A 15,415-nucleotide genomic window follows, 5' to 3' on the forward strand; every position below is an offset into this window, starting at 1 on the left:
GCTGCATGATCGACCCTTGTGATCAGCAAGGGTCGATGCGACGATGCATCTACTCGTGTGGAGCCTCACGCGGATCGGGCGGCCGAGGGCAACCGGTGGGACCGGACGGCGCCTGGTTGGCCGCTGCGCGGCCGCCGCGTATCCGTCCCGTCCACGGCCCGATCCGGGACATGCGGCCGGCACCCGCTCCATGAGGAGATCTCGTGAGTATCCGCACGTTGAGACGCCGTGTCGCGCTGGTCGCGGTCGGCGCCATGGTCGTGGTCACGGGGGCGACGATCGCGTCCCCGGCCCACGCCGCCGTGTCCTGCCAGGTGACCTATACGAAAGCATGGGACAACGGCAGCGGCTTCGGCGCGAACATCAACATCACCAACACCGGCGACCCGCTGACCAGTTGGTCGCTGACCTGGACCTGGCCCGGCAACCAGGGCGGCATCCAGGGCTGGTCGGCCAACTACAGCCAGTCGGGGCAGAACGTCACCGCGACGAGCCTGTCCTACAACGGCAACCTGGCCACCGGCGCGTCCACCGGCATCGGCTTCAACGGCTCGTACAGCGGCACGAACACCAACCCGTCCAACTTCGCGATCAACGGGGTGTCCTGCGGCGGCACCACGCCGACGGTGAGCCTGGTCGTGTCGCCGACGTCGCTGAGCGTGCCCGAGGGCGGCACCGCCACCTACGCCGTACGCCTGTCGGCCCAGCCGAGCAGCAACGTCACCGTGTCCACCACCGCGGGTTCGGGTGACTCCAACCTCACCGTGTCGTCGGGCGCCAGCCTGACGTTCACGTCGAGCAACTGGAACACCAACCAGATCGTGACCCTCGCGGCTGCGGAGGACTCCGACACCAGCAACGGCACCCGGCCGTTCACGGTCGCCGCCAGCGGTCTGACGTCGGTGACGGTCAACGCGACCGAGGCAGACAACGACTCGGTCACGCCGCAGTCGCTGGTCGTCTCCTCGACCGGCGTGACCGTGCCGGAGGGCGGCACGGCGACGTACACCGTGCGCCTGGCCGCGCAGCCGTCCGGCAACGTGACGGTGACCAACACGGCCGGTTCGGGTGACACCAGCATCACGGTGTCGTCGGGTGCGAGCCTGACGTTCACCACGAGCAACTGGAGCACTCCCCAGACGGTGACCCTGGCCGCGGCGGAGGACTCCGACAGCACCGCCGGCACGCGTCCGATCACGGTGGCGTCCAGCGGCCTGACCTCGGTGACCGTCACCGCGACCGAGGCCGACAACGACACCACCACCACGCAGTCCCTCGTGGTCTCGCCGACCAGCGTGAGTGTGCCGGAGGGCTCGGCCGCCGTGTACGCGGTGCGCCTGGCGATCCAGCCGACCGGCAATGTCACGGTCACGAACACCGCGGGTTCGGGTGACACCAGCATCACGGTCTCGTCCGGCGCGAGCCTGACGTTCACCACCAGCAACTGGAACACCACGCAGAACGTCACCCTGGCGGCGGCGCAGGACTCCGACAGCACCAACGGCACCCGGCCGATCACGGTCGCCTCCAGCGGCCTGACCTCGGTGACCGTCACCGCGACCGAGGTCGACGACGAGAACACCGCCAACGCCTACATCACCGAGTTCACCACGCAGTACAACAAGCTAAAGGACCCGGCCAACGGCTACTTCTCGCCGGAGGGCATCCCGTACCACACCATCGAGACGCTGCTCGTCGAGGCGCCGGACCACGGCCACGAGACGACGTCGGAGGCGTTCAGCTTCTGGATCTGGATGGAGGCACAGTACGGCCGGGTCACCGGCAACTGGACCCCGTTCAACAACGCCTGGAACATCACCGAGCAGTACATCATCCCGTCCGCGGCCGCCCAGCCGGGGCAGAGCACGTACAACCCGAGTGACCCGGCCGACTACGCGCCCGAGTCGCTGCAGCCCAACGGCTACCCGGTGGCGCTGAGCACCAGCGTGGTCGCCGGCCAGGACCCGCTGGCCAACGAGCTGCAGAGCACGTACGGCAACCGCAACATCTACGGCATGCACTGGCTGCTGGACGTCGACGACGTGTACAAGTACGGCACCGGCCGCACCGGCGCCGAGTGCGGCGACAGCACCCAGCGCGTCACCTACATCAACACGTTCCAGCGCGGGCCGCAGGAGTCCACCTGGGAGACGGTCGCGCACCCGTCCTGTGACACGGGCCGGTTCGCGAACTTCCCGTCGCTGTTCATCCAGGGCTCGGGCACCAACCAGTGGCGCTACACCAACGCGCCGGACGCCGACGCGCGTGCCGTCGAGGCCGCGTACTGGGCGCTGCAGTGGGCCACGGCCCAGGGCAACCAGTCGCAGATCTCGGCCACCATCGCCAAGGCCGCCAAGATGGGCGACTTCCTGCGGTACGCGATGTACGACAAGTACTTTAAGACCCCGGGCTGCACCTCCACCTCCTGCACGCCGGGCAGTGGCAAGAGCAGCAGCAACTACCTGATGTCCTGGTACTACGCCTGGGGCGGCGACATCGGCGGTGCCTGGTCGTGGCGCATCGGCTCCAGCCACAACCACCAGGGCTACCAGAACCCGCTGGCGGCGTACGTGCTCGGCTCGTCGGGCCCGTCGGCGCTGCGCCCGCTGTCGCCCACGGCGGCGGCCGACTGGGACATCAGCCTCACCCGGCAGCTGGACTTCTACCTCTGGCTGCAGTCGGCCGAGGGCGCCATCGCCGGTGGCGCGACGAACAGCTGGAACGGCAACTACTCGGCGCCGCCGTCCGGCACGCCGACCTTCTACGGCATGGCGTACGACGTGAAGCCGGTCTACCACGACCCGCCGAGCAACCAGTGGTTCGGCTTCCAGGCGTGGTCGCTGCACCGGGTGGCGGAGCTGTACTACGTCACCGGTAACGCCAAGGCCAAGACGATCCTCGACAAGTGGGTCGCCTGGGCGATCGCGAACACGACGCTCGGCTCGGGTTCGACGTTCACCATCCCCGGTGACATGACCTGGTCGGGCCAGCCGTCCGGCAACTTCAGCGGCGGCGGCACCCCGGCGGCCAACCCCGGCCTGCACGTCACGGTGTCCAAGACCAGCAACGATGTCGGCGTCGCGGCGGCCTACGCCCGTACGCTGATCTACTACGCGGCCAAGGAGAACGGCTCGACCCTGGGCAACTCCGCCAAGGCGACGGCGAAGGGCCTGCTGGACCGGATGATCCTGCTCAAGGCGAACGACACCAAGGGCATCGTGGTGCCCGAGGTTCGCGAGGACTACAACCGGTTCGACGACGTGTGGAACTCCACCACGCAGACCGGCATGTACGTCCCCTCGGGCTTCAGCGGCATGATGGGCACCGGCGTGCCGATCAACTCCAGCTCGACCTTCATGTCCGTCCGGCCGTTCTACGCCACCGACCCGGCCTGGCCCGCGGTCCAGGCGTACATGAACGGCACCGGCCCCGCCCCCACGTTCACCTACCACCGCTTCTGGGCGCAGTCCGACATCGCCATGGCCTTCGCCGACTACGGCAGCCTGTTCCCCGCAGGCTGACCCCTTCCACCCCGGGCGGGTCACCCCCGACCCGCCCGGGCCCCCTTGTTTCCGCTGATCATGAACTTATGGCACGGCTCGTCGGCGTGTCGCCGCCCTGGCACCGTGATCGATATCGGTGCCGGGGTCGGACCGTCGGACGGATGTGGGAGAGTGCCTGCCGTGGATGTGGGGGAGTTCTGGGGGCTCGTCGGGCGTGCGGTGCGGGAGGAACCTGACCGGGCGCGCCGTGCCGGCTGGATCCAGGGGCAGCTCGCGGCACGTGAGGTCGAGGAGATCCTGGATTTCGAGGCGCACCTCGACGACGCGTCCGACCGGGCGATGACCTGGCTGATGTGGGGCGCGGCCTACCGCATCTTCGGCGGCTGCTCCGACGACGGCTTCTGCTACTTCCGCACCTGGCTGATGAGCCTGGGCCGGGACGCCTTCGAGCGCCTGGTCGACGACCCCGACGCGCTGGCCCTCGAGTCGCAGATCCTCGCCCTGGCCGGTCGCGAGCGCGCCGACTGGCGCGCGGACGAGTGGCCGGAGTGGGAGGAGCTCAACTACGCCGCCTCCGAAGCCTTCGAGGGCGTACGCGGCCACGGCGCCAACATCTACCGCGCCGTCGAGGAGCACCGGCGCGAGCCCCGGCTGCAGACCCTGCAGGACGAGCACTGGAACTTCGACGACCCGGCCGAGACGGCCCGCCGCCTGCCCGCACTCGCCCGGCTCTTCCCGCACCTGCCGTCCGAGCCGCTGCCGCCGGTGCCGCTGCCGCCGGGTGCAAGCCGGTTCGAGCAGTCTGATGAGCCGTCCGACGAGCCGGGGGCGGGTGGCCCCATCCCGGAGATCCCCGGGCAGCTCGCGATCCCCGGCCTGCCGGAGTGAGCCGCCTGCCGAAGCGACCGGCCTGGCGGAGTGGACCCGCCCGGGGGTTGGAGTCAAGGTCCGACCGCCACTCGCCGGACGCCCGCGGGCAGTCGGTCGATGCGCGGGTTGCCGGCGTCTGACATGGTTCGGTGCGGGTCGGGTATGTGGTGCCCCGACCGGACGCGTAGGCAGTGGGAGGCGACCATGACGGACAGGGGACCGGACAGGCCCGTGGAAGACCCGCCCGGTGGTGCGGACAAGCCCGTGGAGGGGCCGGCCGGCGGTGCGGGCAGCGGCGGGCCCGAGGCCGAGGGCGGCAAGGAGTGGGGCAGCGCCCTGGCCTTGGGCATCGCGCTCGGCACGGCCATCGGCGCGGCACTGGGCCTGGCGCTGGACAACCTCGCCCTGGGCATCGGCATGGGCATCGCGGTCGGCGTGGCGCTCGGGGCCGGCATCCAGGCCCAGCGCCGCCAGCAGAAGCCCTGACCCCGGCCGAGCAGCGCCCACCCCCCTTTGGGTGATCATGAACTTGTGGCAACGACACGCCGTCGAGCCGTGCCATAAGTTCATGATCAACGCAGTGGGGTGGGTGGTCAGGGCTCGCGGTGCAGTTCCAGGACGAAGGCCTCCGCCGGGCGCAGCGGGGGTGCGAGCAGGCCGTGCCCGGCCAGGGTCGCGCCGGTGAGTACGAGGTTCGGTTGCCAGGGGCGGCCGTGCAGGTGGGGGCCGGGCAGTTCGGGCAGCAGGGACACCCGGTAGGCCGCGTCGGGGTCCAGGCCGGGCAGCCGCAGGCGGGTCGCGCCGTCCCGGGCGCTCGAACCCAGCTGGGCGTACGCGAACAGCGCGTGCCCGCCGTCCGCGGCCACCACGCCGTGCAGGTACGCCGTCGGGTCGGGATGGTCGGCCCGCACCGTACGTCCGGTGTGGATCAGTCCGCGCAGCCGCCGGTACGCCGTGATCCAGGAACGCAGGGCGGCCCGCTCGTCGTCGGTGCAGGCGGTGATGTCCCACTCGATGCCCGCGTGGCCGAACAGTGCGGTGGCGCAGCGGAACGCCAGCGAGGTGGCGCGGCCGTTGGTGTGCGAGACGGGCGGGCCGACGTGGCAGCCGACCAGTTCCGGGGGCAGCAGCAGGCCGGTCCAGCGCTGGATGTGCTGGCGCTCCAGCGGGTCGTTGTTGTCCGAACCCCACACCCGGTCGGTGCGGGCCAGCACGCCGAGGTCGACGCGGCTGCCGCCGGACGAGCACGACTCTATCTCCAGGCCGGGGTGCCGCTCGCGCAGCGCGTCGAGCAGCCGGTACACGGCCTCGGTCTGCGCGTGCACCCCCGCCGCGCCGCCGTGCACCGCCTCGACCAGGTCCCGGTTGTGGTCCCACTTCAGGTACGCCGGGCGGTACTCGGCGACCAGCGCGTCGAGCCGGTCCAGCAGGTACGCGAAGACCTCGGGGCGGGCCACGTCGAGCACGTGCTGCCAGCGCTGCTCCTCGGGCAGCCGGCCGGGCGCGGCGAGCACCCAGTCGGGGTGCTGCTCGGCCAGCCGGGAACGGGGGTTGACCATCTCCGGCTCGACCCACAGCCCGAACTGCATCCCGAGCCGGGTCACCTCGTCCACGAGCGGGTGCAGGCCGTCGGGCCACACGTCCGGGTCGACGTGCCAGTCGCCGAGGCCCGCCTTGTCGTCGCGGCGGCCGAGGAACCAGCCGTCGTCGAGCACGAAGCGCTCCACGCCCAGCTCGGCGGCGGTGCGCGCGAGTGCGGTCAGCTTGGCGAGGTCGTGGTCGAAGTAGACGGCCTCCCAGGTGTTCAGGGTCAGCGGCCGGGGCGTGACCGGGTGCGACGGGCGGGCGCGCAGCCAGCCGTGCACGGCCGCGGACAGCCCGTCGAGGCCCGCTGCCGAGTAGGCGAAGTGCGCCCACGGGCCGGTGTAAGTCTCGCCCTCGGCAAGCCGTACCTCGCCGGGTTCGAGCAGCTCGCCGCCGCCGAGCACGCCGTCGCGGTCGGGCAGGCGCTGGGCCAGGTGCTGGTGGTTGCCGGACCAGCCGACGTGCACGCCCCACACCTCGCCGGTGCGCCAGCCGAACCCGGGCGTGCCCGCCGTGAACAGCGACGGCGCGCCGAAGCCGGTGCGGCCGCGGCGGCTCTCGTGCGCGATGGTCTGGTCGCCGAACGCGCTGCGCTGCGGGGCGCGCTCACGTGACCAGCGGCCGGTGAAGTCGAGCACCTCGGCGGCCTGGGCGGGCACCGGGAGCAGGCAGAGCATGCTGTCGAGGTGCCAGGCGCCCGGGGCGGTGCTGGTCACGGCGTGGCGCTGGCGGACCAGGCCCTGCGGCGTCAACTCCAGCTCGGTGCGTACCGCGATGCCCGCGACCTCGTCGTGCGACAGGGCCGTGACCGTACCGCCGCCGGCCGGGTCGACGGTGGCCGTGACCGGCGCGGTGAGCGTCAGCCGCAGGTGGCCCGGGCCGCCGTCGCGGTGGCCGGTGAGCCCGGGGCGGCCGGCCCAGCGGTCGTACTGGGTGGGCAGCAGCGCCGCGGTCGGTGGCAGGGCGTTGCCGCCCCCGTCCTGCGCGTCGGCCAGCTGGTCGAGCGGGGTCTCGCCGAGATCGGCGCCCCAGTGCAGCACCCGGGGCAGGCCGGGCCCGGCCACGTCGAGCACCAGCGACACCCCGGTGGCGCGCAGTGCCACCAGCTCCGAACCACCCACGGAATTCCACCCGTTCCAACGAAATCCAACATCACCGGACGGCGTAGAGCGTAGGAGCCGGGACGGGGCACGTCAACGAGCGGTGAAGGTGAACTCGCCGTACTCGGCTGCCGTCGTGAACCCGAGACCGGCGTACAGCGAGCGGGCCGCGGCGTTTCCGGCCATCACGTTCAGCGTCACGTGGTCGACGGTGTCCAGCAGCCGCCGGCACAGCGCCGACACCGCGCCCCTGGCCAGGCCCTCGCCCCGGGCCCGCGGATGCGTGGTGACGTTGCCCAGCGCCGCCACCCGGTACTTCGGCGACCACACGTGCACGCCCGCCACCGCCAGCAGCTCGCCGTCGCGGCGCACCCCGACGTACTGCCCGGTCTCCAGCATCCGCGCGTCGAACCAGTTGCCGGGATACGCCACCTCGTACAGCGCCAGCAGCTCGGGCAGGTCGGCGCCGGTCAGCACGTCGCCGAGCGGGTCGGCGAGCGCGGCCGGGTCGGTCAGCGCCAGCTTCAGGTGCGGGCCGCCGGGCACGGCGTCGAACTGCGCGGCCAGCACCTGCTCGGCCCCCGGCGACAGGTGGGCGTAGAAGCGGCGCGGCAGCAGCGGGACCAGCCCCGCCAGCAGCGTGTGCGAGCCCCGCGGGCGGTCGTCGAAGGCGAGCAGCACGGGCAGGCCGCCGCCGTGGTACATCAGCGCGACCGCGTCGCCGTCGCGATACCAGGTCGTGTACGGCCAGAAGAAGTCGTCCAGGTCACCGAGCTGGTACGCGTGCAGCGCGGGAGCGCCGCCCAGCAGCCGCGCCAGCTCGTCCCGATCGTGCACACCCGTCACCGCCACCGCTCGATGATCACATGCGGGTTTGCCGGGCCCCGCTTCGGGTGACGAGACAACCGTGATCCTCGTCGGCACGTCCGGCTGGCAGTACGCCGACTGGCGCGGCCCGTTCTACCCGCCCGGCCTGCCGCAGCGGCTCTGGCTGCGGCACTACGCCGAGCACTTCCCGACCGTCGAGGTCAACAGCGTCTTCTACCGCCTGCCGCCTCGCGGCACGTTCGCCGCCTGGCGTGACCAACTCCCCGACGGCTTCGTGATGGCGGTCAAGATGAGCCGCTACCTCACCCACATCAAACGCCTGCGCGATCCGCGCGAAGCGGTCGACCGCTTCCTCGCCGTCACCGCCGCCCTCGCCGACCACCTGGGCCCGGTGCTCCTCCAACTCCCACCGACCCTGCCCGCCGACCCCGAGGCCCTGGCGGCGGTCCTGCGCTGCTTCCCGCCGCGCATCCGCGTCGCCGTCGAACCCCGCCACCGCTCCTGGTGGACCGACGAGACCCGCGCCGTCCTCGAACACCACCACGCCGCCCTGTGCTGGGCCGACCGCCTCGGCCGCCCGATCACCCCCCTCTGGCGCACCACCGACTTCGCCTACCTCCGCCTCCACGAGGGCCGCGCCACCCCTCGCCCGCGCTACGGCCGAGCAGCCCTCACCACCTGGCTGGCCCGCCTCACCGACACCTCGCCCGCCGACGCCCCCGCCTACGTCTACTTCAACAACGACTCCCACGCCGCCGCCATCGCCGACGCCGATTTCCTGAAAGGAAGGGCACCTTCACATCGCGCTGCGTAGAGGAAGGGCACCTTCTTAACCGTGTCTCTGTGCTGAGCAGCGGCTTTGCGTCGGCGATCGAGGCAGCGGATCAACCAGCCGCCGGTATGCGAACCAGCCGAGGTGCGCAGGCTCCAGGCGGCGGAACAGCCGGGGGTCGACTTCGGCGGCAAAACGGCGCCGCCGCCCCGGACCGCGGGCGCGGTCGGGGCGGCGGCCGGTCGGGCTCAGGCCTTGGCGCTGCTCAGGGACAGCGGATCCGAGGGGGCCTTGCTCTTGGCGGCCTCCATCTTCGCGCCCAGCTCCTTGAGGTCACCGCGGCTCATCGCCTTGCGGACCTCCGGGAACCACTCCTGCTCCTCCTCCTTGACGTGGTGGCGGACGTTCTCCATCAGCACCGTCATCTTGGCGTCGAAGCGCTCATCGCGCGGGTCGGTGTTCTTCAGCTCGTTCAGCATCCAGGCCACCACATGGTGCTCCTCGACGCTCTCCAGCACGTGCTCACCGGTCTCCGGCGCGGCCTTGCGCGCCGTCGGGTAGAACAGGCTCTCCTCGATGTACGCGTGCGTGGTCAGCTCGGCGATCACCTGGTCGACGATCTTGCGCTTCTTGGCGTACGCCGCATCCCCCGCCTTCTCGAACTCCTTGAACAGCTTCTCGACCACCTTGTGGTCGTCCTTGAGCATCGTGATCGCGTCCTGTCCCACGGCCGCCGCCGGCATGGACTTCTTGCCCTGCGGGGTCTTGGGCGCGGTCTTCGCCGTGTTCTTGACCGCGGTCTTCGTCGCCTTGGTGGCCTTCTTCGCCGCGGTCGTGGCCTTGCGCCGGGTGGTGCTGCTCGCGGTCTGGCTCATACTTTCCTCCCAAAGGTCCGACAGTTCCCTCGCAGCCACATCTACCCGATAAGAGGCGGCGTTAGTCGTCGATCGGCCACTCTCGCGGAATCGGCGGCGTGGCCGCGCTGCCCGCGAAGGAGCAATCCCGACGCCGGGAGCGCGCCGTAGGCGTCGACGCCGCACGGCGGAGGACCGGCGCGGATCAGGCGGGACGGGGAGGAGCGACGGATCCCGTCAGACCGCGACGGCCGTCAGGGCTCCCGCCGGAACCGGGGCGAGCTTGCGCAGCGGCTCCCACAGCTGCGGCAGCAGCCGGGTGGCGGCTGCGACGGTGGCATCGGTGTCGACGAGCATCGCGAGATGGCGGCAGGCGTGCGCGGCGACGGCGTCCACGTCCACGGTGGCGGGGCTGGGCGCGAGCGGGTGCGGGCCGGAGGTCATCGCGTCGAGCCGCACCGGACGGGTGTGCCGGGGGTCCAGGTCGGGCAGGGCCGCGTACGTCAGCACGACCGCTCCCTGCTCGACCCGCCACGAGGTCGAGTGCAGCAGCCCGCCCTCGGTGCACGGCGACAGGCCCGCGAGCAGGCGCGCGACGTCGTCCGGGTGCGCCCCGTCGGTGACCGGGGTGCTGCGGCGGCGGTAGCGCAGGCCGCCGTCCTGCACGGACAGCAGGAGGGCTTCGACGACGACACCGGGTGACGACACGTTCCGCAAGGTATCCGCTGTTGCCATCAATGTGCAACAAGCCGCACCGCAGGGCGGCGGTGGGTTGCCGGCGGGAAGCCCGCCAACGTCGAGCGGTAGGCCCCGCCAGGTGCAACCTGCTGCCCGCCATAATGCCGCCCTCGCCGCGCCGCCGCGGCCTCGCTATCCGCACCTGCCGGAAACGCGGGCATCTCCCCAGCTCAGCCGCAATGAGGCGTTAGTAGGGTGCCCTTCCTCTACGTAGAGCGATGGTCAGAGCCGCTGCTCGTCTCGCTGCCGCGAGCCGACGATGCCCTTCCTTCGGTCAGGGTGTGGAGGTCGATGGTGCGGGAGAGGTCGGCGGGGGTGAGGAGGCCGACCAGGAGGCCTTGGGAGATGACGAGGCAGGGGAGGCGGGTGGTGGCGACGCGGCGGGCGGCTTCTTCCAGGGGGTCGTCGGGGGACAGGACCGTGAGGCGGTCCAGGGGGAAGCGGACGTCGCGCAGGGTCTTGTCGGCGCGCTGGGCGGGGGACAGACGGGCCAGGGAGAAGAGGGTGACCAGGCCGGCGGGGCGGCCGTCGGGGTCGAGCACGGGGTAGGCGTCGGCGGGGCGGTGCGCGGCGGCGACGGTGATGAAGTCGTCGAGGCGCTGGGTCACGTAGCCGGCCACGGGCGGCGGCGGGGTCATCGCGTCGCGGACCAGGACTCCGGACAGGGCGGAGCGCAGGCGCGCGTCGGCCTGCTCGGCCTGGCCCGCGAACAGCAGGAACCAGCCGAGCAGCACCAGCCACAGGCCGCCGATGTCGGCCAGCCACAGCACCTGCAGCGTGCCGCCCGCGATCATCAGGATGCTGACGACCATGCCCGCCCGCGCGGCCGTGCGGGCGGCGAAGGCCCGGTCACCGCGCCACCACCACAGTGCCGCGCGCAGCACCCGGCCGCCGTCCAGGGGCGCGCCAGGCAGCAGGTTGAACACGGCCAGCACCGCGTTGACCAGCGCCAGCCACGCCAGCGCGACCCAGGCCAGCGGGGCCAGGCCGGTCAGGTAGAGCCCGCCGGCGGCCGCGCCGAACAGGGCCGCCGCACCGAGGCTGGCCAGCGGTCCGGCGAGCGCCACGAGCAGGTCGGCGCGGGCGTGCGGCGGTTCGGACTCCAGTTCGGCCATGCCGCCGAGCAGCCACAGCGTGATCCGGCGCACGCTCACCCCGTAGTGGCGGGCGACGATGGCGTGGCTCAGCTCGTGGGCGAGCAGCGAGCCGAGGAACAGCACGGTGACGGCGAGGGCGACGATCCAGTACGCCCCGGTGGAGCCACCCGGCGCGCCCGCGGGCAGCACAGCGGTCGCCAGCCCCTGGCCCAGCAGCAGCATGATCAGCAGTACCGACCAGTGCACGCCGACCGGGATGCCGGCGATGGTGCCCAACCGCAGAGTGGGTCGCATGGCCGTCCTCCTGTGCCCCCATCATCCCTCGCCGCGCCTGCTGTCGGGAATCTTGTGCGAACGGCCGGATTTCGCCCGGCAAACCAGCCCGCAAGATCGCCGGAGGAGCACAATGAGGGCGTGAAGCTCGTCCTGGCGGGGGACACGATGCTCGGCCGCTCCGTGGCGGACCGGCTCACCCTCGGGCACGCCGCGTACGAGGAGATCTTCGCCGAGCAGGTGCGGCAGCTCACCGCTGCGGCGGACGTGTGCGTGGTCAATCTGGAGTGCTGCGTCTCCGAGCGCGGCGAGCCGTGGCCGGCGCCCGGCAAGCCGTTCTTCTTCCGCGCCCCGCCCCGGGCCGCGGGCCTGCTGGCCTGGCTGGGCGTGGACTGCGTGACCCTGGCCAACAACCACGCCCTGGACTTCGGTCCGGTCGCGCTCGCCGACACCCTCGAGCACCTGGACCGGGCCGGGGTCGCCGTGGTCGGCGCGGGCCCCGACCAGGCCGGGGCGCGGGCCTGGCGGCTGCTGGAGGCCGGTGGCGTACGCCTCGGCGTGCTCGGCGTCACCGACCACCCGCAGGACTTCGCGGCCACCGAGGACGGCCCCGGGGTCGCCTTCGCCGACCTGCGCCACGGCGTGCCGGACTGGCTGGCCGAGCTGGTCGCCGAGATGGCCGCGCAGGTCGACGTCGCGCTGGTGACCCCGCACTGGGGTCCGAACATGACCAGCGGCCCGGTCGGGCACGTACGGGCCGCCGCGACGCAGCTGCTCGCCGCCGGGGCGACCCTGGTCGCCGGGCACTCGGCGCACGTGTTCCACGGCGTGCACGGGCCGGTGCTGTACGACATGGGCGACTTCGTCGACGACTACGCCGTCGATCCCGGCCTGCGCAACGATCTGGGGCTGCTGTTCGAGGTGACCGTGGACGAACTCGGGCCGGTCTCGGTCGAGGCGGTGCCGCTGGCGCTGGACTTCACCCGGACCCGGTTGGCGATGCCGCACGAGGCGGAGTGGATCGGCTGGCGGTTCGGCAAGGCCTGCGCGGAGCTGGGCACCCAGGTCACCACCACCGAGCAGGGCCGGTTGCTGGTCGCACTGCGCTGAGGTTTGCGCTCATGCGCATGTGGACATCGGAGTGTCAGTCAACCCCTTCTGACATAACTGGAGTCACGATGTTCGCCATCATCGCCGCGATCTGCTTCGGGCTCGCCCTGCTGCTGGACCTGCTCGGCGAGGGCGTCGAGCCGCTGTTCACCGTCGGCACGCTGTCCCTGCTGGGCTTCCTGTTCGTCGCGCTGCACCTGGCCGGCTTCGCCACCGCCGTGCGCGGCCGCAACTGGCGCCGCCGGTAGCACCCCGCCCGCCCACGCGGGCCCATGAACGCCCGCCTGCGCCGGTCAGGGGCGCAGGCGGGCTCTTTCGTGCCTGTCAGCGGTCGCCGGGCCCAGCGGTTCGCCGGGCCCGGCGCGACCGGCGGATCCCTCAGCGGGCGGCCAGACGGGCCCGTACCACCAGGTCGTGCAGCGCGTCGTACGCGGTCGGCGCGGCGGGCAGCGCGGTCGCGGCCTTGGCCTCGGTCAACTGTTCGCGCAGCCGGTACGTGTCCGCGAGGATCCGCTCCGGGTCGGGCAGCCCTTCGTCGACGCCGAGCCGCCGGTGCTCGCCCTGCCGCTTGGCCGCGATCAGGTCCGGCACGTACGGCAATTTCGCGTCGTCGTGCAGCAGGTTCAGGTCGGCCAGCACCTCGCCGGTGCGCATCAGGTGCAGGCCGGTCGCCAGCACCCGCAGCAGGTACAGCGCGGGTTTGAGCTCGCCGGTCTTCGCGAACAGCTTCTCCGACGAGATCGAGAAGCCCAGGTAGTGGTCGGCGTAGCCCGCGTTCAGGCAGCCCGGCACGAGAGACAGCAGCTCTTCGTGCAGCGGTGTGGTGCGCACCACCAAGGGCGAGGTGACCTGCTCCAGCACGTCGCCGCTGCGGCCGAGCAGCAGCTTGGCGCACTTGGTCAGGTCGTGGGTGACCAGGTCCAGCTCCACGCCGTGCCGGTCGCCGATGTGGTTGATCGTCGCCGGGCCCTGCCGCAGCCCGGCCAGCTCCGCGATCGGCAGCAGGTGCGCTCCGCGCAGGTCCACATCGGAGTCGACCGAGGCGAAGCCGTACAGGTGAGCGCCGCTGACGGTCGCGAAGACCAGCGGGTACGGCTGCTCGTCGGCGACCTGGCCGGTCCAGTCCGGGATCGTGACCGTCATCGCAGCGCGAGGGCGTGCAGCTGGCCGGCCCGGGTGCCGACGTAGATCACGCCGTTCCAGACCGCGGGCGTCGACTCGATGCACGCGCCCGGCTTGACCTTCCACAGCGGCTTCGGCGCGACCGAGGTGTCGGCGACGTCGAACGCGTACAGCCAGCCCGCGTTGCAGTCACCGATGATCAGCACGTCGTCGATGATGACCGGCGAGCCGTGGCCCATTCCGGGCACGTGGTGCCGCCAGCGCACCTTGCCCGTCTCGCGGTCCACGCCGACCAGGTCCATGGCGTGCGTGCCGAAGATGACGATGTCCTTGTGCAGCGCCGCGGTGCTGTACGTGCCGCCGTTGCGCTCGTCGATCTTCCAGACCAGCGGGTCGTTCGGCTTGCTCGGGTCGAGTTTCATCAGCTGGCCGACGGTCTTGGACCGGGCGTTCTTCTTCTCGTACTCCGAGCCGACGTACAGCATGCCCTGCTCGTCGGAGACGATCGAGCCGTCGGTGTCGTCACCGGTCCAGAAGCGCAGCACCCGCTTGGGCTTCTGCCCGCTCTTCAGCCCGCTGATGTCCCAGCCCTGCACCAGCCCGGCCGAGTTCGCGAAGTAGATGGTGTTGCCGGAGACGTTGACCGAGTTCTCCACCGAGAACGTCTTGTGCCCGGCCTCCTTGATGAGCTTGTCGTCCCAGCTCGGGGTGTTCCAGATCAGCTTCGGCTTGACGGTCACCTTGCCGTTGCTGTCGTAGCCCCGGTTGAGCTTCACGATGTGGAACTGGCTGTTCTCGCCGCCCTCGAACAGGTAGTCGTCGATGATGACCGCCGAGCTGTCCCAGTCGTTGTTCCACAGCGTCGGCTTCACCGCGTACGCCGACAGCTTCCACAGCTCCTTGGGCTTGTCGCCGTCGATCGCGATGATGCGGAAGTAGTCGTCGCGCGAACCCGTGTACACCAGCGGGAAGCCGTCCGGGTCGATGGTCACCGAGCCCTTGATGATGTCGTTGGTGGTGAAGTCGGGCAGCAGCCGCTCACCGGTGGTCGCGTCGAGGAAGTGCACCTTGCCGTCGTACGCCCCGAACACCAGCCAGGTCTTGCCCTCGCGCTCGAACACCGCGGGCTGGCCGGTCCAGCCCATGCCGCACCAGATGCGCTCGCCGTGCTCGTCGACCGACGGCCGGCACATGTTGCCCGACTTCGGGAAGCGCCACAGCTCCTCGGGCTTGGTCTTCGGCATCGGCCCGCTGCCGTGGTACGTGCGCGTCGGGTTGCCCCGGAACGTCAGCAGGCCCTGCACCTTGTCGCCCCACGGCTTGCCGGCCGAGGCGGGGTCGTGCCAGCCGCTGAACGCGGCCGGGGCCGGCTCGGGCGCGCCCGAACCCGACGGCGCGGCCGAACTCGGCGACACGAACGCCGGGTCGTCGGGGGCGGAGTCGCAGGCGGCGACGGCGGTGGCGAGGAGCGCGGCACAGAGCAGCGCGAGGCGGCGGCCGAGGGGTCGGGTCACCGGGCAAGTATCCACAACGACCGTGCCGTGCCGTAAGGCCACCCGATCGG

At 71.6% G+C, this 15,415-nt stretch carries 13 protein-coding genes; 6 read left to right on the forward strand and 7 right to left on the reverse strand.

Going from position 1 to position 15,415, the window contains the following annotated elements; all coding sequences use genetic code 11:
• Positions 1-203 precede the first annotated feature (203 nt).
• The 3 genes from AB0B35_RS30790 to AB0B35_RS30800 all read left to right on the forward strand — a co-directional run bounded on the left by AB0B35_RS30790 (position 204) and on the right by AB0B35_RS30800 (position 4,859).
• On the forward strand, positions 204-3,521 hold the full coding sequence (locus tag AB0B35_RS30790) for a glycoside hydrolase family 48 protein (RefSeq protein ID WP_361051945.1): 3,318 nt from the start codon (positions 204-206) through the stop codon (positions 3,519-3,521).
• 153 nt (positions 3,522-3,674) lie between these two features.
• Positions 3,675-4,391, forward strand: coding sequence for a DUF4240 domain-containing protein (locus AB0B35_RS30795; protein ID WP_361051948.1), 717 nt, complete (start codon positions 3,675-3,677; stop codon positions 4,389-4,391).
• Between the two features lie 186 nt (positions 4,392-4,577).
• Positions 4,578-4,859: a hypothetical protein gene (locus AB0B35_RS30800; protein ID WP_361051951.1), complete on the forward strand. Its 282-nt coding sequence runs from the start codon at positions 4,578-4,580 to the stop codon at positions 4,857-4,859.
• A gap of 107 nt (positions 4,860-4,966) precedes the next feature.
• Here AB0B35_RS30800 and AB0B35_RS30805 read toward each other — a convergent pair whose 3' ends face one another.
• Complete coding sequence (locus tag AB0B35_RS30805; protein ID WP_361051954.1) at positions 4,967-7,078, reverse strand: alpha-galactosidase; 2,112 nt, start codon at positions 7,076-7,078, stop codon at positions 4,967-4,969.
• A 72-nt stretch (positions 7,079-7,150) separates the two neighbouring features.
• Positions 7,151-7,909 carry a GNAT family N-acetyltransferase gene (locus AB0B35_RS30810; RefSeq protein ID WP_361051957.1) on the reverse strand — a complete coding sequence of 253 codons (759 nt, stop codon included), beginning with the start codon at positions 7,907-7,909 and terminating at the stop codon, positions 7,151-7,153.
• A 55-nt stretch (positions 7,910-7,964) separates the two neighbouring features.
• Here AB0B35_RS30810 and AB0B35_RS30815 point away from each other — a divergent pair, with 55 nt between their 5' ends.
• A complete protein-coding gene (locus AB0B35_RS30815) occupies positions 7,965-8,699 on the forward strand; it encodes a DUF72 domain-containing protein (protein ID WP_361051959.1) in 735 nt (244 codons plus the stop codon).
• Positions 8,700-8,905: 206 nt separating this feature from the next.
• Here AB0B35_RS30815 and AB0B35_RS30820 read toward each other — a convergent pair whose 3' ends face one another.
• The 3 genes from AB0B35_RS30820 to AB0B35_RS30830 form a co-directional block, all read right to left on the reverse strand.
• Positions 8,906-9,532, reverse strand: coding sequence for a hemerythrin domain-containing protein (locus tag AB0B35_RS30820; protein WP_361051962.1), 627 nt, complete (start codon positions 9,530-9,532; stop codon positions 8,906-8,908).
• A gap of 216 nt (positions 9,533-9,748) precedes the next feature.
• Positions 9,749-10,219, reverse strand: a complete 471-nt coding sequence (locus AB0B35_RS30825; RefSeq protein ID WP_361051965.1) for a hypothetical protein — start codon at positions 10,217-10,219, stop codon at positions 9,749-9,751.
• 236 nt (positions 10,220-10,455) lie between these two features.
• Positions 10,456-11,640 carry a site-2 protease family protein gene (locus AB0B35_RS30830; RefSeq protein WP_361051968.1) on the reverse strand — a complete coding sequence of 395 codons (1,185 nt, stop codon included), beginning with the start codon at positions 11,638-11,640 and terminating at the stop codon, positions 10,456-10,458.
• Positions 11,641-11,760: 120 nt separating this feature from the next.
• On the opposite strand from AB0B35_RS30830, the gene AB0B35_RS30835 reads away from it, so the two are divergent.
• Together AB0B35_RS30835 and AB0B35_RS30840 are read left to right on the forward strand one after the other, a co-directional pair.
• Positions 11,761-12,729 carry a CapA family protein gene (locus tag AB0B35_RS30835; RefSeq protein ID WP_361051972.1) on the forward strand — a complete coding sequence of 323 codons (969 nt, stop codon included), beginning with the start codon at positions 11,761-11,763 and terminating at the stop codon, positions 12,727-12,729.
• Positions 12,730-12,797: 68 nt separating this feature from the next.
• Positions 12,798-12,977 carry a hypothetical protein gene (locus AB0B35_RS30840; RefSeq protein ID WP_360538780.1) on the forward strand — a complete coding sequence of 60 codons (180 nt, stop codon included), beginning with the start codon at positions 12,798-12,800 and terminating at the stop codon, positions 12,975-12,977.
• Between the two features lie 130 nt (positions 12,978-13,107).
• Here AB0B35_RS30840 and AB0B35_RS30845 read toward each other — a convergent pair whose 3' ends face one another.
• Positions 13,108-13,872, reverse strand: coding sequence for a nucleotidyltransferase domain-containing protein (locus AB0B35_RS30845; RefSeq protein WP_361051975.1), 765 nt, complete (start codon positions 13,870-13,872; stop codon positions 13,108-13,110).
• Positions 13,869-15,365, reverse strand: coding sequence for a PQQ-binding-like beta-propeller repeat protein (locus AB0B35_RS30850; RefSeq protein WP_361051978.1), 1,497 nt, complete (start codon positions 15,363-15,365; stop codon positions 13,869-13,871). Before AB0B35_RS30850 ends, AB0B35_RS30845 begins: the two co-directional genes overlap by 4 nt.
• Positions 15,366-15,415: the final 50 nt, after the last annotated feature.

Origin of the sequence: Catellatospora sp. NPDC049133 (assembly GCF_040648455.1) — a bacterium.
Lineage (GTDB): Bacteria > Actinomycetota > Actinomycetes > Mycobacteriales > Micromonosporaceae > Catellatospora > Catellatospora aurea.